The 16920-nt window shown below is 53.1% G+C and carries 15 protein-coding genes and 1 tRNA gene; 11 read left to right on the plus strand and 5 right to left on the minus strand.

Annotation, left to right across the window (positions count from 1 at the left end; all coding sequences use genetic code 11):
• Positions 1–173 precede the first annotated feature (173 nt).
• Positions 174–1307, minus strand: coding sequence for a tRNA 2-selenouridine(34) synthase MnmH (gene mnmH / locus ACF8E5_RS02145; RefSeq protein WP_392474853.1), 1134 nt, complete (start codon positions 1305–1307; stop codon positions 174–176).
• A complete protein-coding gene (gene selD / locus ACF8E5_RS02150; protein ID WP_392474855.1) occupies positions 1307–2341 on the minus strand; it encodes a selenide, water dikinase SelD in 1035 nt (344 codons plus the stop codon). Before selD ends, mnmH begins: the two co-directional genes overlap by 1 nt.
• Before the next feature lie 195 nt (positions 2342–2536).
• On the opposite strand from selD, the gene ACF8E5_RS02155 reads away from it, so the two are divergent.
• From ACF8E5_RS02155 to phnE, 4 genes are read left to right on the plus strand one after another with little or no spacing between them, the layout of a single operon-like run.
• A complete protein-coding gene (locus ACF8E5_RS02155; protein WP_058604349.1) occupies positions 2537–3391 on the plus strand; it encodes a putative selenate ABC transporter substrate-binding protein in 855 nt (284 codons plus the stop codon).
• 8 nt (positions 3392–3399) lie between these two features.
• Positions 3400–4206, plus strand: a complete 807-nt coding sequence (locus tag ACF8E5_RS02160; protein ID WP_078479450.1) for a phosphonate ABC transporter ATP-binding protein — start codon at positions 3400–3402, stop codon at positions 4204–4206.
• Positions 4200–5027, plus strand: coding sequence for an ABC transporter permease (locus ACF8E5_RS02165; protein ID WP_100852195.1), 828 nt, complete (start codon positions 4200–4202; stop codon positions 5025–5027). The genes ACF8E5_RS02160 and ACF8E5_RS02165 overlap by 7 nt, the downstream gene beginning before the upstream one ends.
• On the plus strand, positions 5024–5791 hold the full coding sequence (gene phnE / locus ACF8E5_RS02170) for a phosphonate ABC transporter, permease protein PhnE (RefSeq protein ID WP_392474856.1): 768 nt from the start codon (positions 5024–5026) through the stop codon (positions 5789–5791). The genes ACF8E5_RS02165 and phnE overlap by 4 nt, the downstream gene beginning before the upstream one ends.
• 33 nt (positions 5792–5824) lie before the next feature.
• On the opposite strand, the gene ACF8E5_RS02175 is transcribed toward phnE, so the two are convergent.
• On the minus strand, positions 5825–6718 hold the full coding sequence (locus ACF8E5_RS02175; protein ID WP_058637447.1) for a bestrophin family protein: 894 nt from the start codon (positions 6716–6718) through the stop codon (positions 5825–5827).
• 246 nt (positions 6719–6964) lie between these two features.
• Here ACF8E5_RS02175 and ACF8E5_RS02180 point away from each other — a divergent pair, with 246 nt between their 5' ends.
• Positions 6965–8020 carry a diguanylate cyclase gene (locus ACF8E5_RS02180; RefSeq protein WP_392474857.1) on the plus strand — a complete coding sequence of 352 codons (1056 nt, stop codon included), beginning with the start codon at positions 6965–6967 and terminating at the stop codon, positions 8018–8020.
• Here ACF8E5_RS02180 and ACF8E5_RS02185 read toward each other — a convergent pair whose 3' ends face one another.
• Complete coding sequence (locus ACF8E5_RS02185; RefSeq protein WP_058604354.1) at positions 8021–8668, minus strand: trypsin-like peptidase domain-containing protein; 648 nt, start codon at positions 8666–8668, stop codon at positions 8021–8023.
• Between the two features lie 416 nt (positions 8669–9084).
• On the opposite strand from ACF8E5_RS02185, the gene ACF8E5_RS02190 reads away from it, so the two are divergent.
• The 5 genes from ACF8E5_RS02190 (at position 9085) to ACF8E5_RS02210 (ending at position 14366) form a co-directional block, all read left to right on the plus strand.
• Positions 9085–10404 carry a tyrosine-type recombinase/integrase gene (locus ACF8E5_RS02190; protein WP_392474858.1) on the plus strand — a complete coding sequence of 440 codons (1320 nt, stop codon included), beginning with the start codon at positions 9085–9087 and terminating at the stop codon, positions 10402–10404.
• 81 nt (positions 10405–10485) lie between these two features.
• Entirely contained in the window at positions 10486–11031 is a 546-nt protein-coding gene (locus tag ACF8E5_RS02195; RefSeq protein ID WP_392474859.1) for a hypothetical protein, read from the plus strand.
• An 18-nt stretch (positions 11032–11049) separates the two neighbouring features.
• The gene (locus ACF8E5_RS02200) at positions 11050–11595 is read left to right on the plus strand and encodes a hypothetical protein (RefSeq protein ID WP_392474860.1); all 546 of its coding nucleotides are present in this window, start codon (positions 11050–11052) and stop codon (positions 11593–11595) included.
• Positions 11596–12003: 408 nt separating this feature from the next.
• Entirely contained in the window at positions 12004–12372 is a 369-nt protein-coding gene (locus ACF8E5_RS02205; RefSeq protein ID WP_392474861.1) for a plasmid mobilization protein, read from the plus strand.
• The gene (locus ACF8E5_RS02210; protein WP_392474862.1) at positions 12369–14366 is read left to right on the plus strand and encodes a relaxase/mobilization nuclease domain-containing protein; all 1998 of its coding nucleotides are present in this window, start codon (positions 12369–12371) and stop codon (positions 14364–14366) included. Before ACF8E5_RS02205 ends, ACF8E5_RS02210 begins: the two co-directional genes overlap by 4 nt.
• Positions 14367–15677: 1311 nt before the next feature.
• Here the strand turns inward: ACF8E5_RS02210 and ACF8E5_RS02215 are convergent.
• Positions 15678–15762, minus strand: a tRNA-Leu gene (locus ACF8E5_RS02215).
• A gap of 105 nt (positions 15763–15867) precedes the next feature.
• Here ACF8E5_RS02215 and queA point away from each other — a divergent pair.
• Entirely contained in the window at positions 15868–16917 is a 1050-nt protein-coding gene (gene queA / locus ACF8E5_RS02220; protein ID WP_392474863.1) for a tRNA preQ1(34) S-adenosylmethionine ribosyltransferase-isomerase QueA, read from the plus strand.
• Positions 16918–16920 lie beyond the last annotated feature (3 nt).

The raw sequence follows: 16920 nt of genomic DNA on the forward strand, positions 1-16920 counted from the left end.
ATCAAGATCAAGAGCAAGATCAAGATCAAGAGCAAGAGCAAGAGCAAGAGCAAGAGCAAGAGCAAGATCAAGAGCAAGAGCAAGAGCAAGAGCAAGAGCAAGAGCAAGATCAAGAGCAAGAGTAAGATCAAGATCAAGATCAAGAGATGAGTAGGGTCGAGAGCTGAGAGTTGCTAACCTAATCGGGCTGCTTGACTCAATCCTATCCCTCGCCGCGCGCGTTGCTCCAGATACTCCCGCACCTGCACAGCATCCCCAACAAACTCGATCCGCTCGGCCTTCGCCTCACGCTGATAGGCATACATCGGGTCGTAGTACTCGTTGAGCAACCCCTCGATCCAGCCTCGGTGCAGGTCCACGCAGCCACTACGCAATTGCTCTCCCAGGGCCTGCTCAAGCAGCGCCGTGAGCCGCTGATGGCGCTCACCGCCCAGGCGCTTGCGGATGTTGGCCATGCTCTGCAACATGCGCTGCGCGAACAATTGCTGCCCGGCTTGCTCGCCATGCAGGGCGATGAATTCGGCAATGAGGTCGATGACATAGTCACGCAGGATGCGCTCGACCCGGCCATCGAAACTGTCCTCCAGCCACACCAGCGGGTAGTGCTGCATGCGCTGATACAAAGACAAAGGCACCGTGCAGCTGCCAACGATGCGGCCTTCATCCTCTAGCACGAACTGGCCAATGCCTTGCGCGCGCTTTTTAAGCACATCGATGGCCAGCTGGTTCTCGAAGTCGATCTGAGCCGGTTGCCCGGTGGCGCGTTTGCCAAAGCTCGACCCGCGATGATTGGCATGGCCTTCAAGGTCCAGTACGTTGCCCAGCTGTTGCAGCACATCGGTCTTGCCAGTACCGGTCAAGCCGCCAACCAACACGAAATCGCACTCGCTTACGGCCTGCTCCGTGGTCTCGAGCAGGTAGTTGCGCATCGCTTTGTAGCCCCCGGTGATACGCGGGTAGCGAATACCGGCTTCATCGCGCAACCACCCTTGGACGATCTGCGAGCGCAGGCCGCCACGAAAGCAATACAGATAGCCTTCCGGGTGAGCCTGGGTGAATGCCACCCACGCCTCCAGACGAGCCTGCTTGGTGGCGCCGCCCACCAGTTGATGACCCAGGGCGATGGCGGCAGCCTGGCCCTGCTGCTTGTAGCAGGTGCCAACCTTCTGCCGTTCCACATCGTTCATCAGGGGCAGGTTGACCACGCCGGGAAAGGCGCCTTTGGCAAACTCGACGGGCGCACGCATGTCCATCATCGGCACATCGTCAAGGAACAACTGGCGGAAATCAGTGCAGTCGGGCCGCATCAGACGACCTCGACTGCGTGGCGCTGTCGCTCCGCCAGGTAGCCGATAGGCGACAGCTGCAAGCCCAGGTCAGCAGCTGCCGCGAGAAATGCGTCCTCACCTTCCGGGGTTACGGCCACCAGCAGCCCGCCGCTGGTCTGCGGGTCGCACAGCAAGTGCTTCTGATCGTCACTGAGCGCGCCTAGCTTGTGCCCGTAGCTCTCGAAGTTGCGCAGCGTCCCCCCTGGAATGCAGCCGGCGGCGAGGTAGTGCTCGACCCTCGGCAGGCGGGGCACCTTGGCGTAGTCCAGGTGTGCGGTCAGGCCGCTGCCTTCTGCAAGCTCAACCAGATGGCCTAGCAGGCCGAACCCGGTGACGTCCGTCATGGCCTTGACCCCGTCGAGCTTGCCAAAGCGGCTGCCTGGTGTGTTCAGGGTACACATCCAGTCGCGCGCCACGCCTCGATCCTGCTCGCGCAGCACGGCTTTCTTCTCGGCGGTGGTGAGGATGCCGATGCCCAGGGGCTTGGTCAGATACAGGCGGCAGCCCGCCGTGGCGGTGTCGTTGCGCTTGAGATGGCGCTTGCTGACCACGCCGGTCACCGCCAGGCCGAAAATCGGCTCGGGTGCATCGATGGAATGACCACCGGCAAGCGGGATACCGGCTTCGGCGCATACCGCCCGGCCACCGCGGATCACCTCACGGGCAACCTCTGGTGCCAGGACGTTGACGGGCCAGCCCAGGATGGCGATGGCCATCAGGGGATCACCGCCCATGGCGTAGATATCGCTGATGGCGTTGGTTGCCGCGATGCGGCCGAAATCGTAGGGGTCATCGACGATGGGCATGAAGAAGTCGGTGGTCGACACCACACCGCGCTCCTCGTCCAGGGCATACACGGCGGCATCGTCGCGCGACGCATTGCCGACCCAGAGCTTCGGGTCCAGGGCCTGGGCACCGCTTTCGGCCAGGATGACGTCCAGCACCTTGGGGGATATCTTGCAGCCACAGCCGGCACCGTGGCTGTACTGGGTCAGGCGAATCGGCTCGCTCATGTGTACCTCGGCAGGTCAATTTATCGCGCGATTGTAGCAAAGCTGGTCATTGGGCCTGCGGCTCTTATAATCTTCGGGTCAATGACTCGCATCGAGCTGCAAACTGCACGTCGGCAAGGCAGCCCACCTGCACTGCCTGTTATTGCGCGCAGCCTCGAACTCACCCCATTCCCCGCTATTGAACCGGAGAAACCCATGCTCAAACGTCCCTTGGCGCTCGCCGCCAGCCTCGTGCTGTCCTGCTGTGCCCTGGCCGTCCAGGCCGCAGAGACACTGCGTGTCAGCGCCATTCCCGACGAAGCGCCCACCGAACTGCAACGCAAGTTCAAACCCTTGGGCGAATACTTGTCCAAGCAGTTGGGCATGCAGGTGAAGTTCGTGCCGGTGGCTGACTACCCGGCCGTGGTCGAGTCGCTGGCCTCCGACCGGCTGGACCTGGCGTGGCTGGGCGGGTTCACGTTCGTGCAGGTGCACCTGAAGGATCCGACTGCCACGCCGCTGGTGCAACGCGAGCAGGACGCCCAATTCACCTCCAAGTTCATCACTGCCAACCCTGCAGTAAAAAGCCTGGCGGACCTCAAGGGCAAGTCCTTCGCCTTCGGGTCCATTTCTTCCACGTCCGGTAGCTTGATGCCACGCTATTTCATGCTCAAGCAGGACAACATCAAACCTGAAGGGTACTTCAGCCGCGTAGCCTATTCCGGTGCCCACGACGCCACCGTGGCCTGGGTACAGGCTGGCAAGGTCGATGCCGGTGTGCTCAACGCCAGCGTTTGGCAGAAACTGGTGGACGCCGGCAAGGTCGATACCGCCAAGGTGCGCGTGTTCGCCACGACCCCGACCTATTTCGACTACAACTGGACGGTGCGTGGCAACATGGACCCGGCCCTCAAGGAAAAGATCAAACAGGCCTTCCTGAACCTTGACCCCGCCGATCCAGAGCAGAAAGCCATTCTCGACCTGCAGGCAGCCAGCCGCTTCATCGAAACCAAGCCGGAAAACTACGCGGGCACCGAGCAAGCCGCCCGCGAGGCTGGCTTGCTCAAGTGACGTCTGCCGTGCCTTCTGAAGCAGTCATCGCGCTGCAAGGCGCAAGCTTGCGGCATGGCGCGGTGCGCGCCCTGGAGGGCGTGACCTTGCGCATCGCGCAGGCTGAGCGCGTCGCCATCATCGGCCCGTCGGGGGCGGGCAAGTCCAGCTTGCTGCACCTGATGGCCACGGCGACCAGGCCGAGCAGCGGCCGTCTGGAGGTGCTCGGGCAGCAACCATGGGCGTTGTCGGCAGGGGCCCGGCAGCGCCTGCGGGCCCAGGTAGGTCTGGTTCACCAGGCGCCGCCACTGCCGCCGCGCCAGCGGGTGGTCACTGCCGTGCTGGCGGGCCGTCTGGGCCAGTGGGGGCTTGGTCGCAGCCTGCTCAACCTGTTGTATCCCTGCGATGTGCCTGGTGCGCGCCAGGTCTTGGCCGAACTGGGGCTAGCAGACAAGCTGTTCGTGCAGTGCGGTCAACTGTCAGGCGGCCAGCTTCAGCGGGTGGGTATTGCGCGGGTGCTGTATCAGCAGCCTCGTATCATGCTCGCCGACGAGCCGGTGTCGGCGATGGACCCGGTATTGGCCGATCACAGCCTGGCGCTGCTCAACCGGCATGCCCAGGCCACTGGCGTGGCGCTGGTAGCCAGCCTGCATGCGGTCGAATTGGCTCTGGCCCACTTTCCCCGGGTGATCGGCATACGCGAAGGGCAGGTGCTGTTTGATTGCCCAGCCGAGGCTGTGACCGATGAGCTGCTGCAAGCGCTGTACGCCAACGAGCAGCTGGTGGCCAAGCACGGCCTTAATGCGAGCCCCCACGTGCAGTTGCCCAGATGCTGAACGCCAGTCAACGTGATCCGGCAATGGCGCCAAGAATACTGATCGGGTTGCTGGCCATTGCGATCCTGTGGCCGGGTATCCAGTTGAGCGAGTTGAACCCGGCCGTGCTGTTACAGGCCGAAAACCGCGAGCAGATGGCGAGTTTCACGGGGGCATTCTGGCCACCTGCACATGAGCGCGACTTTCTCGAGCTGTTGCTTGAGGCCACCCTGCAGACCTTGGCTGTGGCCACCGCCGGCATGGCGCTAGCCTGGCTGCTGGCCGTGCCGGCAGGGTTGCTGGCCAGCCGCGCCTTGTCCCTGAGCGCTGCCTCACGTGGCGGGCGCCCGGGTGCCTGGTCGCGCCTGGTGCGGCTGCCCGTACGGGGCGTGCTGATCTTCCTGCGCAGCGTGCCTGAGATCGTCTGGGCACTGTTGTTCGTGCGCGCCGTAGGCCTCGGGCCCACGGCCGGGGTGCTGGCAATCGCCATTACCTACAGCGGCATGCTGGGCAAGGTGTATGCGGAAATCTTCGAATCGGTGGACCAGCGGCCCGCCCACGCCTTATTGCAGGCGGGCAGTGGACGGCTGGCCGCCTTTTTCTACGGCATCTTGCCCAATGCCGTCAGCGAAGCGGTGTCCTACACAGTATACCGGTGGGAATGTGCAGTACGGGCATCGGTGGTGATGGGGTTCGTGGGGGCCGGCGGGCTGGGTCAGCAGATCGACCTGTCCATGCGCATGTTCGCTGGCGCCGAGGTAGCCAGCATGTTGTTGACGTTCCTGGCCCTGGTGATGCTTGCCGATGGGCTCAGCCGCCTATTGCGCGGGAGGCTTGCATGAATCGGCTGATCAACCTGGCCCTGTTGGCCGCGCTGCTGGCAGCCATCGTCGGTTCGTTCGCCTATTTGGGGTTGGATTTCGGGGCGTTGATCGGCAATGGTGGGCTGGCCCAAATGGGTGAGTATGCCGGACGGTTCCTGACCCCGGACCTGTCCAGCGAGCATCTGCGTGCGGTGGCGCATGGCGCATTGGAAACCCTGGCCATGTCCGGTATCGGCACGTTGCTGGCCGTCGTCATGGGCCTGTTGCTGGCGATGCCGGCGGCGGGCCGGTTTGGCTGGCCGTTGCAGGGGCTGGCCCGGTTGCTGCTCAATGCGCTGCGCGCCATTCCGGAGCTTGTGTGGGCCGCGCTGACCGTGCTGGCAGCTGGACTTGGGCCAAACGCTGGCACCCTGGCGTTGGCGCTGCACACCGCCGGCGTACTGGGGCGTCTGTTTGCCGAGGCGCTGGAAAACGCCTCGCCTGAACCTGCCGCAGCCATTCGCCTGCAAGGCGCGGGGCAGGTAGCAGCCTTCTGCTACGGCACCTTGCCTAACCTGTGGCCGCAGTTGCTGGCCTACAGCTTGTACCGTTGGGAAAACAATATACGCATGGCCAGTGTGCTGGGCTTTGTGGGTGCTGGAGGCTTGGGGCAGATGCTCTACACCACCTTGAGTCTGTTTCAGGAAGCCCAGGCCAGTACGGTGATCATCGGGATGCTGGTGCTGGTGTTCCTGGTCGATGCGCTCAGTGATGTACTGCGCCAGCGTTTCGTAAGGGCCTGATCAGGCCAGCGGCCCTGCGGCCGCTGCCTGTTCTCAAGCGCTCACGGCCTCGGCCGATTGCGCCCCGCGCTGCATCGATTCCAGGTTGCGCTCGATCGTCTCGCAGATGGTATCCATCTGGATCTGGTGTTCGCTGAAGCGGAATGGGCTCTGCAAGTCGGTACCGATGCGCTCGATCGCCAGCAGCATGAAGCCTACAACCGTGGAGGCCAGGGGCGTGAACCACTCCAGCGACTCCACCAGGCCGACCGGTACGATCAAGCAGAACAGCGTGATGAACAACCGGGGGAAATAAACATAAGGGTAGGGCAGTGGCGTATTGGCGATTCGCTCCATGCCCCCTTGTGCATTGGACAAGTCCACCAGCGTGGACTCAAGGCGAGCCAAGCGGATGCTGTCCAGCCGGCCCTCCTGATATTCCCTGGCCAGTAACGCGGCCGAACCACTCAAGATGTCATTGGCAAAATTGTTGGAGCCGTGGTGCCGCTCGAATTCTGCCTCAGGGATAAACGCCACCAGCTCCTGCGGGCATTTCTCCCCTTTCAGGTGCGCTGCCAGGCAGTTGATGTAGGCGATGTGCCGACGCAGCAGGGTCGCCTTGACCGGATTGAGCCCCTCGTCGGGGTCATCGATCAGGGTCAGCGTCTGGCGGGCAAAGCTGCGGGAACTGTTGACCAGGGCACCCCACAAAGTACGTGCCTCCCACCAGCGGTTGTAGGCGCTGCTGTTACGAAAGCTTACCAGCACAACCAGCGCCGAACCCATCAGCGAAAGCGGTATCAGGGGCAGAGTGAACTTGCTGTTGAGAAAGAGCATGAAATCAATAGTGACCAGTACGTCCCAGATCAGCAGCCAGAACAGTGACCAACCGATGTAGCCGAAGGTTTTCACGACCAAGCGGTATTTGCGGAGGATGACGTCTTTCAAATGGCGCACCTTAAACGGTTCAGGACCTTGGATGGGACGTCGGGTCGCGCCGAAGGTTCTGGATGAGGTTGTGGCAGCGCATGTGGGGCTGACAGGTGCTGAGGCGACATCCCAAATGAGTGTATGCATTTCATCCAGACGCGTTTGCCGGCCTGATTTGGATGGTGGCACAATGCCTTGCCTCAGCATGCACATGCTTCGCAGTTGTACCGTGCACCTTCAGCCTTATCTTCTCGGTATCCCACCATGATCGAGCGCACCGGCACGGGCCTTTCCTTCGCCAAACGCATGTATGCCCCACGCGCCATCGGAACTGGCCTAGGCTTCTTTTGTGTGATGATCGGAATCGCGCCATTGCAGCCAGGGGGATGGGTGTGGGCGCTGTTACTGGCACACGGTTTTGTCTGGCCGCACCTGGCGTTTCAGATTGCTCGGGTATCCGCCCAGCCCTACAAGGCCGAGCAGCGCAACTTGGTGGTCGATGGCTTCGCCGGGGGTTGCTGGGCGGGTGTCATGGGGCTCAACCCACTGCCCAGCGTGATCATCCTGTCGATGATCGCCATGGACAAGATTGCGGCCGGTGGCTGGCCCCTATTCATGAAAACGGTACTTGCCCAGGGTGTCGGCATCGCCCTGGGCCTATGGCTGTTCGCGCCGCCGCTTTTTCCGGCCACCACGCAGGCGCAGATGCTGGCGTGCCTGCCGATCCTGCTGATCTACCCCATGGCCATCGGCATGATCTGCTATCAGGTGACCGTCCAGTTGGGCCAGCATAAACGTGCACTGGCCCGCCTGAGCCAGACCGACAGCCTCACGGGCTTGCGCAATCACGGGGCGTGGCAGGAACTGCTGCTGGGCGAATTTGCACGTTGCCGAGCTAGCACAGGGAGCAGTTGCCTTGCCCTGATCGACGTCGACCACTTCAAGCAGATCAATGACCGTCATGGCCATCAGGTGGGTGACAATATCCTGCGGGTGATCAGTGCCACGCTTTCCTTGCACTTGCGCAAGCATGACCCTGCGGCGCGCTATGGCGGGGACGAATTCTGCGTGATGCTGCCTGACACGACGCCAGGGCAGGCAAGGGAAGTGCTTGAGCGGCTGCGCCTGGCCGTGGAGGCGTTCCGCGACCCAGCGCTGCCGCACCTTAACTTGAGCCTGAGCATCGGTATCGCCCCTTACCATGCAGGTATTACCGATGCCCAAGCCTGGCTGCATGCCGCCGATATGGCGTTGTATGCCGCCAAGCGCGCCGGGCGAAATTGCATCGTCCTGGCGCCCCAGGCCTCTGAACCCGCCTGATCAGGGTTTTGCAGCCACAGCCACAAAGCCTTTGACCGACGTTGGGGCCTGAGGCTTGGACTTGCGCGCCAGCATGTACTGGTAGCGCCGCCACTCCTTGTCGATCTCGCTGAAGGACATGAACACACTGACCCGGTCCTTGCCCACCAGATCCGGTCGCCTGACGGCATCAATGCCGCTGGTGGGGATGATGGCGATGTTGATGCCTACCACGTTACCGTCATCGGCGAATACCGGGCCGCCAGACATCCCCTTGGTGATCGGCCCGTCGTGCACCGAATAGAACACGCTGCCAGGGGTGCCATCGAGCCGGACCAGTGACGAGAGCGCGTGGCCCTTGCCCTGCACGGGCATCATCAAGCTGTTGTAACCCACCGCCGTCACCGCTTCTCCAGGCACATATTGACGCCAACGCGGTATTTCACTGGCCTTGTGCTTGAAGAACACCACATCGCCCAGGCCTTCATGGACCACGTTGCGCAGGAAAGGGGTGTGTTTGGCGGTGACTGCATAATCCGCATTCCACTGGATGGCGCTTGCCATCAGCAGCATGGGCAGCGGCGCTCCGGACGTCACCACGAAAGCTTGACTGTAGACCGGGTCTGAAACGTAGGACGTTGGCACTCCATTGCACCCACTCAGCAGCATCATTGCCGCCATACAGGGCGCGGTTGTTTTCATTGATCACACAAGAGGAGGGGGTTGAGGGGAGTCGCACTATGGCTAAATGCCATCAGTTAGGCAATGCGTTCGGTTGTTATCCGACGAAATGAGAGTAGGCGGAGGGTATGGCCACTGGCCAATAGCATTGCTTCATGTTCAGGCACCAGCGAATCAATAGGCTGACGCCAGGCAAATGTGATGCACTGAGCGGTTTTCACGGCGCAAAAAAAAGCCGACCATTTAAGGTCGGCTTTTCGGATTTGGTGCCCCGAGGGAGACTCGAACTCCCTCATAATCATGCTGCAAGCCAGTAAGGCCGCGTGTTTAAAGGCTTACAGTGGCTTTGGGTAGAAATTTTGGATAGAATTTTGGGTAGAAATCACTAGCCAAGGGCTGCTGCTATGACCGATTTTTTAGTCCTGAAATCTGGCACCTACCACGTCCGTCTGGACGTTCCAGAAGCAGCACGGGAAGCCTTCGCCGGGCGTAAGGTTCTGACTAAAAGTCTCAAAACCGGCAACCGCTCGGAAGCCCATGTTCTTAAATTAAGATGGTTGCATCAATGGAAAGCCGAAATTGAAAAAGCCCGTAACGGTGAAATTGGTAATTTCCGTGATGATGTTCTTCAAATAGTTGAAAAGCATCAACGGGCAATAAATCTTGATAAAGTTCAAGGAAAACCCGCCACCAACGAAACAAAAATGGGTTTTGAAGTCATCCAATATGCACATGACAAAAAGCTGAGCATCGACCTTGTTAATGAAGCAATTGATATTGCTGCTGGTCGCTCAGATTACTCACCCAAAACCCCATTTTTTAAAAGTCGCCTTGATGCTTTCTATAACTATGAACTAAATCAACGTAAAGTTGACTTGAATACCGTTGATAGACATATTAAGAGGATTAAGGCTCTTGATGCTTTTTTAAAATCGGAAAACTTGCTTCTAGACTATGAAGCAGTTGCTGCATTCTTGATATCAAAAAATCTCGAGCCGAAGACCAAGAAACAGTATCTGTTTTCGTTTAATGCCTTCTATAATTTCTTGATAAAAAAAGAACCGCCATTCAAAGAGCGTTACCCAATCAACCCTTTTAAGAGTCATGAGTTAAGTCAGGTCAGACGTGGAACGCTCAAAGAGGACGAAAGACGAGCATTCACGGCTGATGAAGTTAACATGTTGCATAGTAAAGCAGTCGAAAAAGGTAAGCGTCAGCTAGCCGACTTGATTGAGATAGCAGCTTATACTGGGGCAAGGATTGAAGAAATTTGCCGTTTAAAAACATCGTCAGTTGTTAGGGAAGATGGCGTTGATTGTTTCCACATCACAGAAGGCAAAACGCAAGCGTCCGTTCGTTTTGTTCCAATTCATCCGGCTCTTATGAAAACTGTAAAGCGGCTTGTAAGTTCGTCGGTCGATGGCTATTTGTTGAAAACAAGCAAAGGCGGAAAGTATGAAACTAAATCTAAAGGCTTAGGTAATCAGTTTTCGGTATTCAAAACAGAGCTTGGCTTTGATAAGCGATGCGTTTTCCACAGCATACGGAAAACTGTAATCACAACGTTAGAACGTGCTGACGTTAAGAACCTTGTCATCATATCTTTGGTAGGTCACAAAGCAGATGGGCTGCTAAGAATGACCTTTGATAGATACTCCGAAGGTCCGACGCCAGCCGCCAAATTGAAAGCTGTTGAAAATTTGAAATACAAGTTTTCAGTCTAAATTTCACGCTGGAGTTAGAATCTTTCCTTGTGGTAGCATAGTGATGGCTTACCGATTTTCATTGAATGGCAAGGAAGAGAGATGAAGAAAACCATCGGATTGTGTTTTTCAGTAGTTCTGGCCGCATCATCCTTAGCATCTACCGTTCAGGCTTACGAAAGAGTAGAGCTTGAACACGATAGGACTAGCGTTGAATATTCCGGCCCTATTAAGTCAGTAGCTAAGGTCATTGAGGGCTACAAATGGCTCGGCCAGACCAAGGAAATGAATGGTGGCGTAGTCTTTGAAGCATATGATAATAAATATTTCGGTCGAGCTGACACCTCATTGGGAGATGCCATCATGGTAAAGGCCACCTTCTATACTTACGACCAAGTAAGTAAAGAGGCCATCATGATTGGTAGGCAGAGTGAAATTACCGGCTTTGTTGAACTGTACGGAATGGAAAGCCCAGAATTGCAGATGCATATCAAAACCGTAGGTGAAAATGAGTTCCAAGCTTTTTCCAGTAAATATGACTTTGATAATCCCAAAAAGTTGATGACCTACAAAAAAGTCCAACAGTTCAATAAAAGCCCCTATGGTGAAAGACTAAAGTCGGCAGAAGAAGACGGAACTTTTTTTTGAGGAAGGCTTAGTTTAATAATGAAAAAGACCATCGGATTGTGCTTTTCAGTAATTTTGTCCGCTTCATCATTGGCATCTACCGCACAAGCATATGAACGAGTAGAGCTTGACCACGATAGGACTAGCGTTGAATATTCCGGTCCTATTAAGTCAGTAGCTAAGGTCATTGAGGGCTACAAATGGCTTGGCCAGACTAAGGAAATGAATGGCGGAGTAGTCTTTGAAGCTTATGATAATAAATATTTTGGTCGAGCTGACACCTCATTGGGCAATGCCATCATGGTTAAGGCAACCTTTTATACTTACGACCAAGTGAGTAAAGAAGCAATCATGATTGCCAGAGAGAGTGAAATTACCGGCTTTGTTGAACTCTACGGAATGGAAAGCCCCGAACTCCAGCTTCATATCAAAACCGTAGGCGAAAACGAGTTTCAAGCTTTCTCTAGCAAATACGATGCGGATAGTCCTAAGAAGTTGATGACCTATAAGAAGGTTCAGCAGTTCAATAAAAGTCCTCACGGTGAACGATTGAAGTCAGCAAGTGACAGCGGCATGGTTTTCTAATGGTTGCCCAAACACTATTCAGTCCTCTCAGTGCTGCTTGATATCATTTGGTGAAAGGGCTACCTAATCAGGTGGCCTTTTTATTTCTATGTATTTCCTATACCTGTCCTAAGCATTGTCCTAGGTAGCTTCCTAGGCATGTCATCAACGCCTATTGTTCCTATACACTATTGAAATCTTTTAAACTTGAGTTAGCGTAATAATATTAAGTCAATAAAAAGAAGGCGAGCAATGGGAATGTATAGGATAAAAACTTCGTTTTTCTCCTACCGTTCAAAAGTCTTCGACATTTTTCACTTACTTCCCTGCTCGATTTTCTGCACTTCGTTTGAAAATAAAATCAAAAGCAGGTAGCTGAAATGCCTTCGGACATTCCAGAAAAAACACAAACCAACTACGAGGGTAACTATGAGCAAAAAGAAAAGAAGCGGTGAGCAGCTCAATATTAGGATTTCAAAAGAGGCAAAAGATAAAATTGTAGCTAATGCGAAGGCGTTAGATATTAGCCAAGCTAAATACATTGAAAAAATAGGAATTGATGGCTGCAAAATCATCGAGGTGAATAACCCCGACCTAAATAGAAATATACACTATATCGTGAAACATCTTGAAAACATGGGTAATAATTTAAATCAAATTGCTAAGCAGCTTAACAGTCAAAAAAACATAGATACAAAAAGCTTTGAAGAAATGAAAAGGTTGTTGAGTGCAGTTTATGCAGCAGTAACGGAGCGTGAGACAAAAGAAGAAATAACAACTACCACAAGGACAACATGATTAGAAAAAAACTCAGCACGCAGAAAAGTAAAGGAGAAACCCAGAATACCCTTGGATATGCGTTGAAGAAAGCCACTCTTGTAGATAGCAACAGACTTCAAACAGGAACAACTCAGGAGTTTATCGAGTTTTTAGCAAAGAAACTCGACAAAGCTTGCAGGGGTAAACAACAAAATACCAGCTTTCACGAAATGGTATCATTTGACCCATCCGACAAAATTACACCAGAACAAGCCCTTGCCATAGCAAAAGAACTTTATTCAGTTACTCACGGATTAAGCCGTGAGCATGCTTTTGCTGTTCATACAGACACTGAACAAATTCACGTTCACTTTATTTGGGCACCCAGAGACTTTAACAATAAAATATATAATCAGGTTGATGATTATCTAATCATAGAGCAGAAGCTAACCGAGCTCGAAAAGAAGTACGGACTATTTCAAGTCACTAACAGAAAATCTTTAAATCCTGACTTAAAAACAAAGCCGCCAGAGAGCAGCAACGAAAAATCTCTTGAAGTGAGAGGTATAAAATCCCACAAGAAAGCATTCAAAGAAGAAATTGAAATTGCTTTTAAAGATGCACTCACAACTACTGCTTTCCTTGCTAACCTACACGAGCAAGGCTTTGATATTATCCCGAATGGACAAAACGCCTATTCATTAGAAAAAGAAGGCCAAGCATTCAAGGCTAGTGAGTTGGGTATTCAATACTCGAAGCTAAAAAACAAGCTTCAAGAGCAGCATCAATTCAGTCAATTGATGGAGCACTATTCAAAAAAATCTCGTAGATACAATGATGAATTAAACCTTTCTACAAATGAAGATGTTGAGTTTCTTAAAAAGAATAAATACAAAACGGTCCTTGAAAATAAATTTACATATCAAGAATCCGGCAACAATGTGGAGCATTTCTTTAAAAGCTCTACCAGCCAGAAGGCTTTTGAATATCATAAAGACCCTTCAAAAGTTACATTTCAAGACTTATCAAGAGACAGTATAAAGGCTGGGCTTCAACGTCTTACAACTGACATGAAGAAGCCGGGACCACTGTATGTCAGCGGACCAGACTACGCAAAAAAGAAAATGTGGATGGAGTTCAAGATGATGAATCTTGAAGCCAAAGGCTTCACATTGTCAGGATATAAACCCACTCAACAAGACTTGAAAGAGCTTGAGCAAAGAAAAGTTGACTATGAATTGCAAGCTCAGAAATGGCAGGCCAAGGAAGCCGTAGAAGAGCCTAAACCAGTTGAGCCTGTCATTGCTCCACCAGTCATGCCGATGCCTGTTCAAAACACACCAGAGAAGCTACAAGAGCCTATCAAGCAAGTTGAACAGGAAAGCAATTTCGATAGCTTATTTGATGAGTTGGAAGACGAGTTCAGTGACAAAACATCACCAGCGGATAGCTTTAAAGAAATTTTGTCAAAAGTCACAACAGGCATGCTTTGCATCACGCACGGCAGCATCACTTGCCGCATCTGCTTTGGTTCAAACATGGAAAATGCACGAACATCTGAACAAGATGAGTTCGCTAATATCAATATCGAAATAGCAACGGCATATGCTAATGCTGGTCGAGCTTGGAAAGAAGAATTCAATCATCTATTGAGTGACAGGGTTGACGAATTGCAATCAACACCAGAGCATCAAGAAAAAGTTGAAGCTGCACATATTGCAGATGTAGAAACTGATTTCCATAATTTTATTGAAAGCCTTATTGGCAAACATACGGACTACAAGAGGATTGAAATCTTAAGGCACGCTCAAGACGTTTTAGAAGATAACGAAAATATTATTCCAGACGCGGCTCTGTATGATGATATCACGGAGAAGGTTAATCAATTAGATAACCATGAGCGTGAAATATGTTCGGCTTATGTTCAAAAGCTAATTGATGATGATGGTTCAGGTGCTCCAATTGATGGAGAGTTGAAGAACGCAGATGTGAAAAGCAAAAGAAAAATTAGATACAACCGTATTAGCATTTAGACGGACTATAATTTGACTTTTAGAATAGAAATGCTAAAACATAAATAAGTGAACCCCGAATATGGTTAGTATTCAGGGTTCGGCGTTGATGCTGATTGCGGCAGTTTCAACTTGTAATTAAAGTTATAACATATAATTTTAACTCTTCAAGTCTCTCTTGCCTTAAAAATTCCATAACTATAAGAAATTCAGTATTCACGCCTTGAACAATGTAGGAGATATAGGTGATTGTTTCGTTGTTCAAGCGAAGAGAAATAAAACGGGGATACTGGAAATTTCTCAACCCGCCAGCCATATAGAGATATATGTTGAACAGGGTTCCGGTGTGGTGCTAATACAACCATTAAGTGTTCAAAGTCTAAACTGAGTATTACTGATTTAGACCCTGAAAATTTCAGGCGAGCGAAACTTGTTTTTAACTCTTAAACAAGGAAGACCAGCTATGCCTGAAAGAGCTTAGCTGGTAAAGCTTTAAAAGCGGAAACCCCTTAGGGTTTTCAAGACACGTACATGTACACGTACACGTACACACCCACACCCGCATGACCTAACCCCTAACCCCTTCAAATTTTCTGCTGCGATGATTTAAATGGGTCAAATTCAAGCGATGTGCAACAGGTTGATAGTCATATACCTAAAATCTCACATCCACGTTGAAATGCACATTTAAGAACGTATAAAACCATCTGGATATTGCGAACCAAGTTCGCCAATAAGGCGGAACGCGTCGAAGGCCAGTAATTTTTCCAAAAAATAAAACTCATAGAATCGCCCTTTTTAGAGCCTGAAATTTCTTTCGTGTATAACAGTACCGAGAATAAAAAACGTTGCGTATTTTGTCCGATTCCGTTAGTTGGTTGAAAATTGAGTCCGATATTATTTTAATTTTTCTATGAATTTTTTTGAGTTTTTTATTTTTATGACCGTCAATTAATGGCTTAAATTCAACAAAATATCGTGTCAATAGTAAATTGAAAATATATTTAAGGTCGGACAATAATTCACAAATTTTAAAGCTTAGGGTTAGACCTTAATCGGTGCTTTTATATAAGATTTATATGTGCTCAATTTTCATGCTTGAACAAGTTCAACCACAAAAATCGACCTTGCCGGAGAAGCGAAGGTTTTTGAGTATCCATAAAATCTATTGACTTTTTTGTGAGTGTATGATCTTGGTTTCGCGTGGTGTGATGCTTGGAGCCGCATTTTCCGAGGGAAATGGGTTTGAGAAGGGTAGATTTTTTGGATAGAAAAAGGGGTAGAAATTTCTTTCTACCCCTTCTCTAAGTCCTTGATTTACAAGGAAAATGATGGTGCCCCGAGGGAGACTCGAACTCCCACTCCTTTCGAAAACGGATTTTGAATCCGCCGCGTCTACCAATTCCGCCATCAGGGCGTGGCGCGCAGTATAGAGAGGTGCCGTCGGTCGGTCAATCGTCTTTCATGGTCAATTTTCATTCCTTGGGCTAAACTTCCCGGCCCTGCCGAACCGAACATCATCATGCGCGTTGCCGATTTCTCCTTCGAACTTCCCGATTCCCTGATCGCCCGCCATCCATTGGCCGAGCGCCATGGCAGCCGCCTGCTGGTGCTCGATGGGCCAAGCGGTGCACTCGAGCACCGACAATTCCCCGATCTGCTCGGCTACCTGCGCCCTGGCGACCTGATGGTGTTCAACAACACCCGGGTCATTCCGGCACGGCTGTTCGGCCAGAAGGCGTCCGGGGGCAAGCTTGAAATGCTGGTCGAGCGCGTGCTCGACAGCCATCGCGTGCTGGCTCACGTGCGGGCGAGCAAGGCGCCCAAAGTGGGCACGGTCATTCTCGTGGACGGTGGTGGTGAAGCTGAAATGGTCGCGCGCCATGACACCTTGTTCGAGCTGCGTTTCACCGAAGAGGTGTTGCCGCTGCTCGACCGGGTTGGTCACATGCCGCTGCCGCCCTACATCGATCGCCCTGACGAAGGCGCCGACCGGGAGCGCTACCAGACGGTCTACGCCGAAAAGGCAGGTGCTGTCGCCGCCCCCACGGCGGGCCTGCATTTCGACGAAGCACTGCTCGAGCAGATCGCCGCCAAGGGGGTAGAGCAGGCGTTCGTCACCCTCCACGTGGGGGCAGGCACATTCCAGCCAGTGCGGGTCGACAAGATCGAAGACCACCACATGCATAAGGAATGGCTCGAAGTGAGCCAGTCTGTGGTCGACGCCATCGAGGCCTGCCGCGCCCGTGGCGGGCGTGTGATCGCCGTGGGCACCACCAGTGTGCGGTCGCTCGAAAGCGCCGCCCGTGATGGCCAGCTCAAGCCCTTCAGCGGTGACACCGATATCTTCATCTACCCCGGTCGCCCGTTCCACGTGGTCGATGCGCTGGTCACCAACTTCCACCTGCCCGAGTCCACGCTGCTGATGCTGGTCTCGGCCTTCGCCGGTTACCCCGAGACCATGGATGCCTACGCGGCGGCGGTCGAGCAGGGGTACCGCTTCTTCAGTTACGGTGATGCCATGTTCATCACCCGCAATCCGGCGCCTCGCGGCCCCGAGGAGCAAGCATGAGTC

The organism is Pseudomonas sp. WSY_20 (assembly GCF_043104335.1).
GTDB lineage: Bacteria > Pseudomonadota > Gammaproteobacteria > Pseudomonadales > Pseudomonadaceae > Aquipseudomonas > Aquipseudomonas parafulva_B.